This window comes from Streptomyces sp. NBC_00249 (genome assembly GCF_026342355.1).
Lineage (GTDB): Bacteria > Actinomycetota > Actinomycetes > Streptomycetales > Streptomycetaceae > Streptomyces.
Genome location: NZ_JAPEMV010000003.1, coordinates 759,883 through 774,920, shown reverse-complemented (window position 1 = coordinate 774,920; position 15,038 = coordinate 759,883). Strand labels below are relative to the sequence as shown.

The window sequence follows — 15,038 nt, the reverse complement described above, 5'->3', positions numbered from 1 at the left end:
GATCCGGACCCAGAAGTTGACAACGTTTCAGTTGCGGTGGCCGGAAATCTGGCCAGAAGGCTTCCAGCACGATGCGACATGTGAAATTTTACATGTCACACGTCAACTGCCTCGGAGGCCCCCACAGATGCATCCCTTCCGCATATCGAAGGCCGGCGCGCGCAGACTTCCCGCGCTCGGCGCGGCCGTCTTCATCGCGCTCGGCCTGTTCGCGCCCCAGAGCCAGGCAGCCTCGGTCGGCGCCACCGCCCCGGCCGGAACGAACGCAAAGGGAACCGCGGCCTCGGCGCCGCGGTCGATCCCGGTCCCCAAGTCGCCCGACGCGATGAGCAACAGCCCGCGCCTGCGGATCTCCTCACAGGACAGCGCCCTGGAGTCCGCTCCGGCCCCCGCCCCCACCGCCAGGCCCGTCAAGGCCGACAAGGCCGACAAGGCCGACGGGCAGTCCTCGGCCGCCGCCGGGGACGAGTGCGGCGACCTCTCCGGCGTGCTCAACGCCACGGGCGGCGCGTTGGTCCAGCAGCTCAAGGCCCTCCCCCGGATCGACTGTACGTACCCGCTGTTCAACCTCACCGGGGAGAGCGCGCGAAAGGCCTTCCGCGAAGCCCAGATGGTGACCGTCGCCAACGCGCTGCGGGACGCCTCCGCCACTTACTCGGGCAACAACAGCGCCGCCGTCGGGCAGCTGGTGCTGTTCCTGCGCGCCGGCTACTACGTGCAGGACAACCACGCCGACGTCGTCGGCGACTACGGCACGGCGCTGGACACCGCGGCGCTCGGCGCGCTGGACGCCTTCTTCGCCTCCCCGCGCAGCAAGGACGTCACCGATGCCAACGGCGAGATCCTCAACGAGGTCGTCACGCTGATCGACAGCACCCACTCGGCCGGCCGGTACGCCGGCGCCGTCAAGTGGATGCTCGCAAGCTACGACGGTACGTGGCCCGGCCAGATGGACCTCGCCATGCAGCACGTCGAGTGGGTCGTCGAGAACGGCTTCAAGGCCAAGAACGACGCCCGCGGCTGGCGGGCCGCCCTCAAGGCCGACCCCACCGTCCTCAACACCTGGGCCGGCTTCATCACGCGCAACGGCGCGCAGCTGAACCGCCTGGACGTCGTCAGCAACGTCGGCCGCTACCTCGGCTACGCCCTCGACGTCCCCGAGCTCAAGGACCGGGTCCGGCCGCTGCTGAAGGACCTGATCAACCGCTACCCGAACGTCGGCCCCACCGCGCCGATCACCATGAACCTGGGCTGGTACACGCGCCAGTACGACAGGAACAACTGCGCGGCCTACGCCATCTGCGACCTGGGCGAGCGCGTGCTGCCGGCGATCCTGCCGATCCAGCACACGTGCACGCCCGGCCTGAAGATCCGCGCCCAGGACATGTCCCCCGGCCAGCTGGCCGGCACCTGCACCAGCCTGGTCAACCAGGACGCCTATTTCCACCGGATCATCGGCGACAAGGGCGCCGTCCCCGGTGACCTGAACACCAACCTCGAGGTCGTCGTCTTCGACGACTACACCCAGTACTCGCTGTACGCCTGGGCCATCTACAACATCGACGTCGACAACGGCGGCATGTACGAGGAGGGCAACCCGGCCGCCCCCGGCAACCAGGCCCGCTTCATCGCCCACGAGGCCCACTGGCTGCGCCCGGCCTTCCAGATCTGGAACCTCAACCACGAGTACACCCACTACCTCGACGGCCGCTACAACATGGCGGGCGACTTCGACGCCGGCATCACCACGCCGACCATCTGGTGGGTCGAGGGCATCGCCGAGAACATCTCGTTCGGCTACCGGGGCGAACGCAACGCCGACGCGATCGCCGAGGCCCGCAAGAACACGTACAAGCTCAGCGACCTGTTCGACACCGTGTACGGCCAGGACGAGGACCCCCAGGTCAACTCGAACCGGGTCTACCGCTGGGGCTTCCTCGCGGTCCGCTACATGCTCCAGGCGCACCCCGCAGACGTCGAGACCGTGCTGGGCAAGTACCGCGCCGGTGACTGGAACGGTGCCCGCACCTTCCTGAAGCAGACCATCGGCACCCGTTACGACGCCGGCTTCTCCACCTGGCTGACGACCGCCTGCGCGACCGACGGCTGCGGCCCCCTGCCGGACGCCTCGTCCACCGCGCTCTGCACCATCAGCGACCCCCGTCAGTTCGACGGGAACTGCCGCCGGGACAACCTCGCGGCCGCCGCCGGCAACTACAGCTACCACTTCGTGTACCTGCCGGCCGGCGTCAAGCAGCTGACCGTCACCAGCACCGGCGGCACCGGCAACGCCGACCTGTACTACGGCGGCAGCACCTGGGCCACCACCAGCAGCTACCAGGCGAAGTCCACCAACGCCGGCAACGGCGAGACCCTGACGATCGACAACCCGCCGTCCGGCTGGGTCTACTTCAGCCTCGCCGCCGCGCAGGACTTCAGCGGTGTGAGCGTCTCCACGCAGTCGAAGTGACCCGGTCCGCCGGGGCCGGCGCTGCCGCCACCGGAGCCTGAGCATGGCGGCGGTCCTTGCCCATCCGTGACCGGAAGGCGAGGACCGCCGTTCAAGAGGACGTAGGCGTGGTCGTGGAACCGGACGGACATCCGCCCGCCCGGCGTGGCGTTCACGCCGACGGGGCTCCCACCTGGGCGATGACGACGTCGAGCAGGGCCAGCAGGCAGTCGCGTACGTCCGTACGGGAACGGGCGTCCAGCAGGAGGACGGGGGTGGCGGGGTCCCGCAGGCGCAGTGCGGCGGCGATCTCCTCGGCGGTATAAGGCTGTTCGCCGTGGAAGCAGTTGGCGCCGACCACGAACGGCAGCCCCCGGCTCTCGAAGAAGTCGATCGCGGGGAAACCGCGGTCCAGGCGTCGCGTGTCGACGAGCACGAGTGCACCCAGGGCCCCGTTCAGCAGGTCGTCCCACATGAACCAGAACCGCTCTTGGCCGGGTGTCCCGAACAGGTAGAGCACGACTCCGGCGTCGGCGAGGGTGATCCGGCCGAAATCCATCGCGACGGTGGTCAGTGTCTTGGACTCGATGCCGTCGAGGTCGTCGACGCCGACTCCCGCGCTCGTCAGGCGCTCCTCCGTACGCAGCGGCTCGATCTCGGAGACCGCCTCGACCAGGGTTGTCTTGCCGACTCCGAATCCACCGGCGATGAGGATCTTGACAGGGGACGCGGCCTCGGCGGTGGAAGCGTCGGGAGTGTCATATCCGGGCAAGGTTGTCCCTGATTTTCATGAGCAGGTGGACATTGGTGGTCTCGGCGCCCTCCAGGGGCGGCCGGTGGTGGATCAGCCCGCGGTCCGCGAGTTCGCCCAGGAGGAGCGTCGTCGGAGTGAGGCGCATGTGCATGCGGGCGGCGATCTCGGCGACCGCCATTCCGCGCGGCGGCGCGCACATGGCGAGGACGGTCTGCCATTCGGTGGCCAGACCGGCGTCGGCGTCGTCCGCGGCGACCGCCGCCACGATGGTGGTGTCCATGGTGAGGGCGGTCTGCGGAGCGGCGGCCGTGCGGCCGTCGGTCAGCGCGTACAGCCGTGTCCGGCGCGGGCTTCGGCGCTGCGGCTCGTCCGGCATTACGACGTCGGCGCGGAAGTGCGCTCGGGGGTTCCCAGCCACTCGCCGAGGGCCTGGGCCGTGCGCACGGCCTCGCCTCCCAGTTCTCCGAGCCGTGCCTTGCGGGAGGTCACCACGATGAGCGTGCTGCCTTCCCCGCACCCGACGACGCAGAGGTAGCGGTCGTCCATCTCCACCAGCTGGCGGATGACCCGGCCGCCGTCGATCTCTCTGGATATCGCCTTCATGGTGGCGGCTATGCCGGAGGACGCGGCCGCGATGCGCTCCGCCTGGTCCCGCTCCAGCAGATAGGCGCTGAGCTTGATCCCGTCGTTGGACAGGAGGACGGCTCCTTGGATGCCGGCGATCCTGCTCAGGTTGTTGTCCAGGATGCCGTAGATCATGTCGCCGGCTGTCATCGTCATGGCTGGTTCACTCCGAACTCTGCTTCCACTTTCTTGGTCCCCTCTTCGTAGTCCGCCCAGGCGTCGGCCACCTCTTCGGGTGTCGCCGCGTCCGGGCCGGCGTCCGGCTCCGGGGCGCGGGGACCGCGCAGTTGCCGGGTGAGGTGGGTCTGCGGGACGCGCTCGGGCAGGGCCGGCCGGGCGTGGGCGGCGGTTGCGGTCGCGGCACGGGCGGGCAGCGACCGCTCGGGCCGCGGCGGTACGGGTACGGGGGCCGGCGCCGGAGCGGCGTCGGCATCGGGCGCGGGCTCGCGTACGGGTACTCGTACGGGTACTCGTACGGGGTTGAGCGCCGCAGCCGGTGCCGGGGTCGGCGTCCGCCGCCGCTCCGGCTCCCCTCCGGCGGGCACCAGCAGCCCGCTCGGCAGGATCACCACGGCCGCCGTCCCCCCGTACACCGAGCGCCTCAGCGTGACCCGGGCCTGGAGCTGGTCGGCCAGGTGGCCCACGACGAAGAGGCCGAGCCGGTGCGCGTTCTCCGCGAGGACGGAGTACGGCGGCGCCGAGTGCAGGCGCTCGTTCATGGCCTCGTACCCGGTGGCCGAGACGCGCGGTCCGCGGTCCTCGACCTCGACCGACAGCCCGTCCGCGACGAGTTCGGCGCGGACGACCACCTTCGACCGCGGCGGCGAGAACCGGGTGGCGTTGTCCAGCAGCTCCGCCAGCAGGTGGCTGATCTGGCTGATCGCGTGCGGCTGCACGCTCGCCTCGTCCAGTGCCTGCCGTTCGATCCGCCGGAAGTCCTCGACCTCCGCGGCGGCCTCGCGCAGCAGGTCGGCGACGCGCATGGGTTCGGTGTGCGGGTCCGGGATCTCGCCGCCGGCGAGGATGAGCAGGTTCTCGATCTGGCGCCGCATCCCCACCGTCAGCTGGTCGGACCGCATCAGCTGGGCGAGGAGCGCCTCGTCGTGGCCGAAGGTGTCCTGGAGGTCCTCGGTCAGGCTCAGCTGCCGGCTGACGAGGTTTCCGGTGCGCGAGGCGATGCCCGAGGCGAACAGGCCGAAGCCGTGCCGCTCGGCGGCGAGTTGCCGGTGCCCGTCGACGGACACGGCGACCACCCGGGCGAAAGCGTCGGTGATCTGCCCGACCTCGTCCTGGCGCCCGCGCACCGCCGGCAGCGCCTCCTCGTCGACGGCCTCCCCGCGCTGGAGCCGGGCCACGACCTCGGGCAGCGTCTGCTCGGCGAGGGCGACCGTACGGGTGTGCAGGCGGCTCAGTCGGCGCAGCACCGAGCGCGTGGTGAGAACGACGACTGCGGTGACCAGCAGCAGGGCGCCGCCGCTGGCCCCGACCAGCCAGTAGACCTCGGTCTCCAGGTCGGAAGCCTTGGCGTCGGCGTGCGCGAGCACGTTCCGGGCCCGGTCCGTGTTGAGTGCGGCCAGCCTCGGCGCGAACGTGCGGTGCGCGGCGGGCCAGCCGTCGACGTCGGCCGGCAGCTTCACCGCGGTCGCGGTGTCCTTGTGGTTGGCGACGACCGCGTTCTCGATGCGGAGCTTGGTCTGCCAGGCGTCCGAGCCGGTGAGCTTGTCGTACGACTCCAGTTCGGCGGGCGGGAGGTACGGCGCGATCCACGTGTCGTACAGGTAGCGGTGGGTACCGACGGCGTCGAGGAACTGGGAGAAACCGGTGGCCGCCAGCTCACGGGAGGGCCCCGCCAGCGCGAGGGCCGTGTCCTCGCGCGCGACCATCTCGGAGGCCGAGAAGAGCGCGATGGCGGGCCTGCTCTCCTGGGCGAGTTCGGCGTCCTCCGCGTGGCTGAATTCGTCCTGGTAGGCGCGGATGATGTCGTCGATCGCGCCGGTGTAGTAGCCGACCGCCTGTTCGGCACTGCCGCTGTGGGCGTCGACGCGTTTGCGGTACGAGGCCAGGAGGTCGAGCCGGGCGTTCACGGCGCCGAGGCGCCCGCCGCTGTCCGAGAGCCGCCGGAACTCCGCTGCCGCCCGGTCCGTTTCGGCCCGCTTCTCGTGCAGTGCGTCGTCGGCCACGGAGGAGCCCGCCCACCGCGCCGCCGTCATCGCCCGCTCGTCCTGCAGCTCGGTCATCAGCCTGACCAGCGGCACGCCGATCCGCTCCCCCGCCTCCACGTCGGCGCGCAGGTGCTCCGACTGGGCCAGCAACCGCTGGGCGGTCACGGTGGCCTGGGCCCCCATCGCCACGGTCGGGACGACGGCCAGGCAGACCAGCATCGTACGCAGGCGCACGGTGCGGCGGCGCCGGACGGGCGGCGGGCTCGGTGGGCCTTCGGGTTCCATCGCAGACATCGGTCCTCGGGAGCGGCGGAGGGGCGGGAACGGGCCCGGACGACGGCATGGGGGAACTGCCGCCACGGCCCTGCGGGGTGAGGATGCCGATCATATCCAGCCAGTCCGAATATACGGAGACCTTACTTCCACACCCGCTTGCGTGGTAGCGAGGCCGAGCCGCCCTGCTCAGCCTGAACGAGCTGTTGTCGTGCGTGCAGGGCCGGGGCGGGCCGCCGCCGGGGAGACCCCGGACCCGGAAGGGCGGCAGGCGCCGGCAGCGGCACCATCCAGATGCGCGGCGAAGACCGGTGCCAACGGCGCGTACCCGGCCACAGCATGGCCTCGGCCTCCTGGGACAGTCTCAGCCGCGTTCCCAGAAGGTGCAGGAGCGTGGGCCCCCGGCCTCTGCTGTCGGGCTGGGACAGAGCGAAGACATGTCACTCGGAGCGGGAGCTCGCTCCCAGTAGGGCGACCCCGTACCGGGATTCCCCGATCCATCCAGGTAAAGAACGGCTGCACCGCATACCAACACAAGAGCCACCCATACCGCCCCTGCCCATAACCAGACCTGCCGCGACACCGTTTCCCCCCTCGACCCGAATCACCCCGGGAACAGTCTGCCTGGCAGACCACGAGGCGCGCGCCCACCCCCCCCATCGCGATGCCGGTGTGAAGGGTTGAAGCGAGGCACCGAGACAGGTGCGCCTGCGTGGAAGCCCCGGAGCTTGTCGGACTCGTCTCGGGTCCACCACGACCGGGTAGTGAACGCGACCCCGCACGGCGAGGCCCACGACGTCACGGCCGCGCGGCGGCCGTAGACTCGCGCGCCGTGGAAGAGATCTTCATGCTCGGAGAGGTCAGCTGCCCGTCGGGGACCCTGGTCGTCGTTGACGGTGGCCATCTGGGGGTGTGGAGCGGAGAGCGGTCGCCTGCGGAGATCGATCCAGCTCTGCTTGGTGTCGACGATCCGGTGACGGCTGCCGAAGTGCGCAACTCGGTCGACTTCGCCGTGGTCGGACCGGACGCCTCGGCAGCGGCCCGTTCCTTCGGGCGGCAACCGGGTGCCATGCTCCACGACATACCCGCCTCCCGGGCAGCGGAGCTCGAGACGGTGTTCGACGAGCACTGCCGGACCACAGGGTCGGACGCCCGCTTGGCGGCGTTGCCCAGCCGTGAACCACATGCCCGACGCGCGCGCCGCACTGCCGCTGAAGGCGGCGGCTGTTTCCTGATGTTCGGGGTGCCCGTCGTCGCGGTGGGAGGGGTGCCCACCGATCGTCGTCTTCCGGTACTGGCTTCACGGGTCGACCATGGCGACGGATTCGGGCCGCGCTGGTCCGAGATGTCGGTTCGGATGAGCGAAGCCGAGACGGAGTCCTCCGTGCGGCTGGGTGACGTCGGCGTCGACTGGGCGCGGGTGCTCTTCGGCGATGCAGATGCCCTGAACGCCTGGCGGCACGACGAGCCGGTGGACGGCTTGGCCGACGTCGCGTTCTGGGGTGCCGCCGCAGAGGAAGCCGCCGCAGCGTTTTCGGCACCGGAACTGGGCGAGCCCGGCGAGGACGGTGTCCGCGGTTGGAGCGGGCTGGCCGTGGCGGAGGCCTGGGAGAAGGCTCGCGCCGTGCAGAGCTGGAAGGAGGAGACCGGGCGGCGCATGATGGTGGACTTCCGGCCCCATTCCCATCACTGGCAGGTGATGCGACAGGTTCGTGCCTCTGAAGTCGGGGCCGGAACCGTGGACATCGGCGACGCCCGGCTGCTCTGCGCGATGACCAGCTGGGGCGACGGCTACTTCCCCGTGTGGGTCGACCGGGATGCTTCGGGCGTCGTGGTCGCGGTGAGGGTGAGCTTCTCCGACGCGAAGGAGTAGGGGTCGCCCCCGTGGCGCGCCGCCCCACAACGCCGGCCCGGATCCCCGGCGGGCGGCGGTTACGCGGCGCCCGCCGCTGCCAGTGCCGCGACCGGCAGGAGCAGGATCCACTGCGGCAGCCGGAGCAGCGGTCTGGGCCAGCCGACGGACAACGTGACGACCAGGAAGGCTGCGGCGTACGCGATGAAGTGCGCCGCCACGAACCACGCCACCAGACCGGTCCCTGCCGCGCCGTCCATCAGCGAGAGGGAGACCAGAGCGGCTCCGGAGAGCACCAGGTCGACGCTCACCATGTGCCACACGGCGTGCAGGACACGCTTGGGTTCGTCCGCGAGCCCGCAGGACAGCAGCGGGCGCACCACATCGCGGTGCCCGCCGGCCACGTGGACTGCGGCCACGACGAGCGCCGTGATCCCTGCCGCGAGAAGCCAGCCGTTCACCGGACCTCGATTCCCTTGGCCACGACAGCGGCCAGCAGTGCGGCCAGCTGCGGGTCAGGGCTCTCCCCGACCAGGCCTACGTGGAAGAACACGGCTCCGGCCAGCGTGTCCAGGACCAGGTCCACGGGCGTTTCGGGCGCGATCTCTCCGCGCAGCACGGCGCGTTCGAAGACGACCAGCAGCCGTTCCTTCGACGGGGCCAGGAAGTCGCTGCGGATGCGCGCCTTGAGTTCCGGATCGGCGGCGAAGTCGGCGAGCAGCCCCGGGAGTGCGGCTGCGGCAGCAGGCGCGCGGAACTCGTCGACCAGGCCCTGCAGCAGTACGGTCAGGTCCCCGGCCAGCGTCCCGGTGTCCGGGGGCGGAGCATCGTCGGTGGTCGTGAAGACGGCCTCGAAGACCAACTCCGGCTTGCCCGACCACCGCCGGTAGATCGTGTCCTTGCCGACACCGGCCCGCGCGGCCACCGCCCCGATCGATGTCGTCAGCTGGGTGACTCGGAGAGAGGGGGCTGGCCGGAGATCCTCTCCAGGGCCCGGGTCAGATCGGCTGCGAAGCGGTCGTCCACCAGGATCCGGCGCCCCTCGAAAGGCTCCGGTACGCGCTCCTCCGCGGCCAGCAGCGCGCTCAGCGCGGGAGCCGCCCCCGCGGACGGGCGGCCGATCGCGCCGAGGTGGCGTACGGCGTTCGGGACCGGGCGGGCCGGATGCCCCGTCCAGCCGGCGGCGACGGTGGCCGTCAGCACCGGCAGCGCGGGCTCCGGGTCCCCGGTGATCCGCCACCAGGCGTGGGCCGCGGCCACCCGGGTCCACTCGCCGGGCGAGTCCATCAGGGCACGTACGGTGTCTGCGTGTCGCCCGGCGGCCGGGCCCAGGTCCGCCAGGTACGGCAGCGTCCGACTGCCGAGGCCGGCGTCCAGATCCGCCGCGCAGGCGGCCAGCGCCAGGGAGTCGTCACCAGTGACCCGCGCGTGTGCCCACGCGGCCATCCGCGTCCCGTGCCACGTGCGACCCGTGGCGTGCGCGGCCAAGGCCTCGGCGGCAGCTGCGGCGGCGGGCCCGATCCGGCCGAGGGCCCGGGCGGCGGCGTAGCCCGCCGAGGTCTCCGCCAGGTGCGCGGCCACCTCGGGGACAGCGGGCGCGGCGTCGGGGCCCCAGGCGGCGAGGACGTCCAGCACGACGAGCGTGCTCATGCCGGCGGGGTGCCGCAACTGGGCGCGCAGGGCGGGTAGGAGCGCCGCCGCGGGCAAGGCGGCCAGGGTGGACGCGTGGATCCGGTCGCTCGGCATTCGATCGGCCTCGGCGAGCGCCTGAAGGGCGGGTACGGCCCGGACGTCACCCGTGCCGGCGAGGGCAAGGGCGAGCGTCTCGTCCTGGGTCCGTCGGAGCCGGGCGGCGAGGCGGTCGGCGTACGGGGCCAGGGCCGGACCGGCCTGGACCGCCGGGTGCTGCGCCTGCCAGTCGCCCCGGCAGAGCGCCTCGGCGATGACGCGCCAGTGTGCCGTTCCCGGACGGCGGTAGCGGGTGACCGCTCGCGCAGCGGCGGCGGCGGAGCGCGGCCGGCGGGGCGGCAGCAGGAAGCTCAGCATGTCCGAGCCTGCGGCGTCGCGCTCATCTCTCCCCCAGTGGTGCGCGGCCGGAACCCGTTCCGCCGGACCGTGATCATGGCATGACGGCCCCCGGTGTGGCCCATCGTGCGGCCGTGGCTGCGCGACCCGGTCAGTTCGGCGAACTCCGGCTCGGATGCCTGGTCGTTCTCGCGTCGGCTGGTCGGATCAGGCGGCCCAGGGCAGTCGAACGGCCTCGATCTCCGGGTCGTCGAGGAGGGCTTCGACCAGCGGGGCCGGGCCGGCGACCTTGGTGGCCCACAGGTCGTAGTCCGTGCACAGGACCCAGGACCGGTCGTGGGACCAGAGGTTCGTCGGGGTCCAGCACTCTTCTTCGGGGTGGTCGTACAAGGCCTTGGCGTCCGCCAGCCGGCCGGCCCGGACGTGCAGGTTGTCGAAGTCCTCGGCCCTTTGCCCCAGCGGGGTGCAGTAGGCGAGGCAGCGGGTGTCCGGGCCCTGAGGGCTGTGCTCGGTGAGGATCTCGACCAGTCGGTTCCAGTCGGCGCGGACCAGGCTGCCCTCGGACGGACTCGTGATGCCGACCGGCCAGCCGCCCGAGACTCCGGCCCTGAGCGAAGGGAAGGACGTGTGGCAGGGCAGGTGGCCCTCGGCGGCCACGGGATCTCCGGTCCGCCGGGCCAGCTCTGCCCAGCGCAGGCGGCGATAGCGTGGTCCAGGGTGCTCGCCAGCAGGCCTGCCGAGGGTGTCCGAGGAGTCGGTGAAGACGTCCGCGGGGTCCAGACCCGGGATGATCTCCGGGCTGGTGCTGTTCCTGTTCAGGAACGCCCGCCGGTATTCGACGTACGACATGTCGAACGGCCCGAGTTCGTGTTCATACATGGCGTGGAGCACCCACGCCGCATCGGGCAGCGCCGGCGGCATGAACCCGGTGATCCCGTCCTCGGCGGCCAGTTCCCTCAGCCAGTCGGTCTCCGCGGGCGCGGCGAGCGGCCAGCGGGCGGTCGCCAGAGCGGCAGAGGTCTCGTACATCGGCTCAGAGTATGCGCACAGATGCGGCGGCAAGCCTGAGGCAGCACGGCCACACAGCGGGTCGTAACTGGTCAGGGGCAGTCCCGCAGTGCCGTAGGGTGGGGTTCACCGACGCGGGGTGGAGCAGTTCGGTAGCTCGCTGGGCTCATAATCCAGAGGTCGCAGGTTCAAATCCTGTCCCCGCTACCACCCGGAAGGGCCCGGATCCGCATGGATCCGGGCCCTTCTGTCGTACCCCGGTGTGCTCTTGTCCGCTGCGGTCAGCCGGTGCGGCGGGTACGGGTCAGGGCCCGTCCGGCGAGGGCTGTGCCCGTCAGGCCCAGCAGCAGGGCCACGTAGGCTCCGCCCAGTCCGTTGCCGGTGCCGAGGCCACCGTCGGCGGTCGCTGCGACCAGCCCGCCGAGGGCCGTGCCGGTCAGCCCCGCCACCATGGCCGCCATGACCGCGAACGTCCCGTTGGCGGTGCCGAGGCGACCGGTGGGGCGGACCAGGGCCAGCACGGCGATGACCACGGCTGCCAGCCCCAGCAGCCCGCCGGTGGTGGCGCCGATCCGTCCGAGGCTGAAGTCGTAGACGCTGGCGGCGACCGGCTGCACCGAGGTGTGTGCTGCCGCTGGTGCGGCAAGGGCGAGACCGGTGAGCAGGGCGGCCGGGGCGGCGGCAGACAGGCGACGAACGGACATGGACGTGCTCCTTCTCTTCTTGCGGCTGGACGTCGTCCGAGCATGTCCGCCGGACCTGCTGCGGGTCGTCCAGCGGACGCAGGCACTTCGCCCTGCCGTCGCTGCGGCACCCGGCTACCGCGGATGCGGCAGGCGCCGCGAACGTACTGCGTACGCGGTAGTCGGCTGCTCGTCCGCCGGCGGGATTCGCCCGCGGAGACGTCCGGCTAGGGTGCGCGCATGAGCAAAGGACGGTTCGGGGTTCCCGCCGGTGTCAGGGACTGGCTGATCGCCGTCGGTGTGGCTGCGGCGCTGCTGGTCACCGGGGCGTCCGGGCAGCACGCCGGCACGGGCCTCGACCTGCTCGGCTACGTACTGCTGGCGGCCGGTGGCCTGGCCCTGGCCGTCGGCCGGCGGGCCCCGGTTCCCGTGCTGGCCGTCACCGGGGTGTGCGCGGTGGGCTACCAGGCGGCAGGGTTCGACGTAGCCGCCGTCGCGTACCTGTTCGCGGTGTACGCGGCCATGCGGGCGGGCCACCGTGCCGTCACGGTGGCGGCGAGCGTGGCCGTGCTGGCCGCGCTTCCCCTGGCGGCCCTGGTCTCGGGCCTGCACGACACGGGCGAGGCGTTCGCGCAGGCCCGAGGAGCCCTTGAGATCGCCTGGCTGATCGCCGCCGGTGCGGCGGGTGAGGCGCTGCGCCAGGCCGAGCAGCGCGCGGATGAAGCGGAGCGGACCCGGGAGGAGACCGCGCGGCGCCGCGCCGACGAGGAGCGGCTGCACATCGCGCGGGAGCTGCACGATTCGCTCACGCACCAGATCTCGGTCATCAAGGTGCAGGCCGAGGTGGCCGTCCACGTGGCCCGCAAGCGGGGCGAGGAGGTTCCGGACGCCCTGCTGGCGATCCGGGAAGCCGGTCGTGAGGCGTCCCGGGAGCTGCGCGCGACCCTGGAGGCGCTGCGCGACGACGACAAGTCCCCGCCCCGTGGGCTCGACCACGTTCCTGAACTGGTGGACCGAGCTGCCAAGTCCGGCCTGGAGGCGACGCTGACGATCGAGGGCCGGCGGCACGACGTGCCGGCCGCGGTGAGCCGGACCGCCTACCGGGTCGTTCAGGAATCGCTGACCAACATCGCCCGGCACGCGGACGCCGGCACGGCGTCGGTCCGTATCGACTACCGGCCGCAGGCCCTCGCGATCCGCATCGACGACGACGGCAAGGCCACGCCTGACGGCGTGCCGGAGCCCGGCATCGGGCTGCTCGGGATGCGTGAACGCGTCGCTGCCCTCGGAGGCCGTCTGCGGGCGGAACCGCGCAGCGGAGGCGGCTTCACCGTCGAGGCCGAACTCCCCCTGGAGCGAGCCTCATGATCCGTGTCCTGCTGGTCGACGACCAGCCGCTCATCCGCAGCGGATTCCGCGCGCTCCTCGACCTCGAGGACGACATCGAGGTGGTCGCCGAGGCAGGCGACGGCAGCGAGGGCCTGGCCCTCGCCCGAGAGCACCTGCCCGACATCGCGCTCGTCGACATCCAGATGCCGGTCATGGACGGCATCGAGACGACCCGGCGCATCGCGGCGGACCCGGCCCTGACCGGAGTGCACGTCGTCATCCTGACCAACTACGGCCTGGACGAATACGTCTTCAACGCCCTGCGCGCCGGCGCCGCCGGATTCCTCGTCAAGGACATCGTCCCGGAGGACTTCCTGCACGCCGTACGCGTCGCGGCGCGCGGCGACGCCCTTCTCGCACCCTCGATCACCCGCAAGCTGATCCACAGGTACGTGGCCCAGCCCCTCCCCACGGCCACCGCGACGGCGCTGGACAACCTGACCAGCCGCGAACGCGAAGCCGTCGCCCTGGTCGCGCAGGGCCTGTCCAACGACGAGATCGCCGGCCGCATGGTCATCAGCCCACTCACCGCGAAAACCCACATCAACCGGGCCATGGCCAAACTCCACGCCCGCGACCGCGCCCAGCTCGTGGTCCTCGCCTACGAATCCGGTCTGGTGACCCCACGTCACTCCTGACATCCACTCAGCGGCACCGCATCTGCTGCCGACCGGCATGGTGGCTGGTTTCTGCCCCAGCACACCCGCGGTCAGGGAGCAGCGGGCTGGCCGGTCTCCTGGCCGGCGCGGGACAGGGAGGCGGTCCTCGGGACCGAGTGGTTCATCCGCCAGGACCTGGTCTCCGCCTCCAGGGGGCTCCGCGAACTGGTGTGACGGGTGTCGGCGGCCGCCGGCGCCGGGCCCGGGTGCCCGCACGGCCCCCGTGTTTTCAAGGGTGGCCGGATCAGTCCGTCACGGGTACGCACTCGGCGAGCAGGTCGACGATGTCGCGCCAGGCCCGTTGCGCGTGCTGCGGGTGGTAGCCGACGCCGGCGCGCACGGCCTGGTCGACCGGCGGGTGGTGGAAGGCGTGCAGGGCTCCGCCGTAGACCACGAGGCGCCAGTCGACGCCCGCGGCCTGCATCTCGGCGGTGAAGGCGTCCCGTTGCGCAACGGGCATGATCGGATCCTCCGATCCGACGCCGGCCCATACGGGGCAACGGATGCGCGCCGCCTCGCCCGGTCGGCCCGTGGTAGTTGCGTTGACCGTCCCGATCGCGCGCAGGTCGACGCCGTCGCGCCCGAGTTCCAGCGCGATCGCGCCCCCGGTTCCGTAGCCGATGGCGGCGATCCGGTCGGGGTCGGTCCGCGGTTCGGCCCGTAGTACATCGAGTGCCGCATGGCCGATGCCCCGCATCCGGTCGGGGTCGGCCAGCAGCGGGAGCGCGCGCGCCAGCATCTCCTCGGGGTCGGTGAACCAGCGCCCGCCGTTGATGTCGAAGGCCAGCGCCACGTACCCCAGCTCGGCCAGGGCGTCGGCCCGGCGGCGCTGGAAGTCGTTCAGCCCCGGCCCCTCGGGTCCGACCAGGACCGCGGGCCGGCGGCCGGCACCGGCGGGGAGCGCGAGGTGCCCGACCATCGTCAGGCCGTCGGCGGGGTACTCGACCGTGCGTGTGGTGACTGTCGTCATGAGATTTGACTGTAGTGATCGTCGCGCTCGGTCGGGCCGGTCTTCACCGTCGGCAGAACAGCGCGCTCGCGCCCCTGAAGAGTCCTCGCCCGCCGCCCCTGGACGCCGCGTGCGTCCCGGCGCCCTGCGGGAATGTCTGATATACCCCGGTTTATTTCACACTTCCCCGGGGCGACGGGGAGTGACTCCC

14 protein-coding genes and 1 tRNA gene are annotated in these 15,038 nt (G+C 71.7%); 5 read left to right on the top strand and 10 right to left on the bottom strand.

The window, feature by feature from the left end:
* The first annotated feature begins 127 nt into the window (after positions 1 to 127).
* On the top strand, positions 128 to 2,470 hold the full coding sequence (locus tag OOK31_RS17445; protein ID WP_267088154.1) for a M9 family metallopeptidase: 2,343 nt from the start codon (positions 128 to 130) through the stop codon (positions 2,468 to 2,470).
* Positions 2,471 to 2,621: 151 nt separating this feature from the next.
* Here the strand turns inward: OOK31_RS17445 and OOK31_RS17440 are convergent, their stop codons facing one another.
* The 4 genes from OOK31_RS17440 to OOK31_RS17425 are packed head-to-tail and all read right to left on the bottom strand — an operon-like array spanning position 2,622 to position 6,283.
* Positions 2,622 to 3,221: an ATP/GTP-binding protein gene (locus OOK31_RS17440; RefSeq protein WP_267088153.1), complete on the bottom strand. Its 600-nt coding sequence runs from the start codon at positions 3,219 to 3,221 to the stop codon at positions 2,622 to 2,624.
* A complete protein-coding gene (locus tag OOK31_RS17435) occupies positions 3,208 to 3,579 on the bottom strand; it encodes a DUF742 domain-containing protein (RefSeq protein ID WP_267088152.1) in 372 nt (123 codons plus the stop codon). Before OOK31_RS17435 ends, OOK31_RS17440 begins: the two co-directional genes overlap by 14 nt.
* Entirely contained in the window at positions 3,579 to 3,983 is a 405-nt protein-coding gene (locus tag OOK31_RS17430) for a roadblock/LC7 domain-containing protein (RefSeq protein ID WP_267088151.1), read from the bottom strand. Before OOK31_RS17430 ends, OOK31_RS17435 begins: the two co-directional genes overlap by 1 nt.
* On the bottom strand, positions 3,980 to 6,283 hold the full coding sequence (locus OOK31_RS17425) for a nitrate- and nitrite sensing domain-containing protein (protein WP_267088150.1): 2,304 nt from the start codon (positions 6,281 to 6,283) through the stop codon (positions 3,980 to 3,982). Before OOK31_RS17425 ends, OOK31_RS17430 begins: the two co-directional genes overlap by 4 nt.
* Before the next feature lie 811 nt (positions 6,284 to 7,094).
* Between OOK31_RS17425 and OOK31_RS17420 the strand changes: the two genes are divergently transcribed.
* Positions 7,095 to 8,135: a hypothetical protein gene (locus OOK31_RS17420; protein ID WP_267088149.1), complete on the top strand. Its 1,041-nt coding sequence runs from the start codon at positions 7,095 to 7,097 to the stop codon at positions 8,133 to 8,135.
* A 59-nt stretch (positions 8,136 to 8,194) separates the two neighbouring features.
* On the opposite strand, the gene OOK31_RS17415 is transcribed toward OOK31_RS17420, so the two are convergent.
* The 4 genes from OOK31_RS17415 to OOK31_RS17400 form a co-directional block, all read right to left on the bottom strand.
* A complete protein-coding gene (locus OOK31_RS17415; RefSeq protein WP_267088148.1) occupies positions 8,195 to 8,575 on the bottom strand; it encodes a hypothetical protein in 381 nt (126 codons plus the stop codon).
* Positions 8,572 to 9,060: a TetR/AcrR family transcriptional regulator gene (locus tag OOK31_RS17410; RefSeq protein WP_267088311.1), complete on the bottom strand. Its 489-nt coding sequence runs from the start codon at positions 9,058 to 9,060 to the stop codon at positions 8,572 to 8,574. The genes OOK31_RS17415 and OOK31_RS17410 overlap by 4 nt, the downstream gene beginning before the upstream one ends.
* Positions 9,057 to 10,160, bottom strand: coding sequence for a hypothetical protein (locus OOK31_RS17405; protein ID WP_267088147.1), 1,104 nt, complete (start codon positions 10,158 to 10,160; stop codon positions 9,057 to 9,059). The genes OOK31_RS17410 and OOK31_RS17405 overlap by 4 nt, the downstream gene beginning before the upstream one ends.
* A gap of 186 nt (positions 10,161 to 10,346) precedes the next feature.
* Positions 10,347 to 11,168, bottom strand: a complete 822-nt coding sequence (locus tag OOK31_RS17400; protein ID WP_267088146.1) for a hypothetical protein — start codon at positions 11,166 to 11,168, stop codon at positions 10,347 to 10,349.
* Between the two features lie 112 nt (positions 11,169 to 11,280).
* On the opposite strand from OOK31_RS17400, the gene OOK31_RS17395 reads away from it, so the two are divergent.
* A tRNA-Met gene (locus OOK31_RS17395) sits at positions 11,281 to 11,357 on the top strand.
* A gap of 71 nt (positions 11,358 to 11,428) precedes the next feature.
* Here the strand turns inward: OOK31_RS17395 and OOK31_RS17390 are convergent.
* On the bottom strand, positions 11,429 to 11,851 hold the full coding sequence (locus OOK31_RS17390; protein ID WP_267088145.1) for a DUF6223 family protein: 423 nt from the start codon (positions 11,849 to 11,851) through the stop codon (positions 11,429 to 11,431).
* 219 nt (positions 11,852 to 12,070) lie between these two features.
* Here OOK31_RS17390 and OOK31_RS17385 point away from each other — a divergent pair, with 219 nt between their 5' ends.
* Together OOK31_RS17385 and OOK31_RS17380 are read left to right on the top strand one after the other, a co-directional pair.
* Positions 12,071 to 13,198: a sensor histidine kinase gene (locus tag OOK31_RS17385; RefSeq protein WP_267088144.1), complete on the top strand. Its 1,128-nt coding sequence runs from the start codon at positions 12,071 to 12,073 to the stop codon at positions 13,196 to 13,198.
* Positions 13,195 to 13,857, top strand: a complete 663-nt coding sequence (locus OOK31_RS17380; protein WP_267088143.1) for a response regulator transcription factor — start codon at positions 13,195 to 13,197, stop codon at positions 13,855 to 13,857. Before OOK31_RS17385 ends, OOK31_RS17380 begins: the two co-directional genes overlap by 4 nt.
* Before the next feature lie 265 nt (positions 13,858 to 14,122).
* Here OOK31_RS17380 and OOK31_RS17375 read toward each other — a convergent pair whose 3' ends face one another.
* Positions 14,123 to 14,848: a dienelactone hydrolase family protein gene (locus tag OOK31_RS17375; RefSeq protein WP_267088142.1), complete on the bottom strand. Its 726-nt coding sequence runs from the start codon at positions 14,846 to 14,848 to the stop codon at positions 14,123 to 14,125.
* Between the last annotated feature and the right edge of the window lie 190 nt (positions 14,849 to 15,038).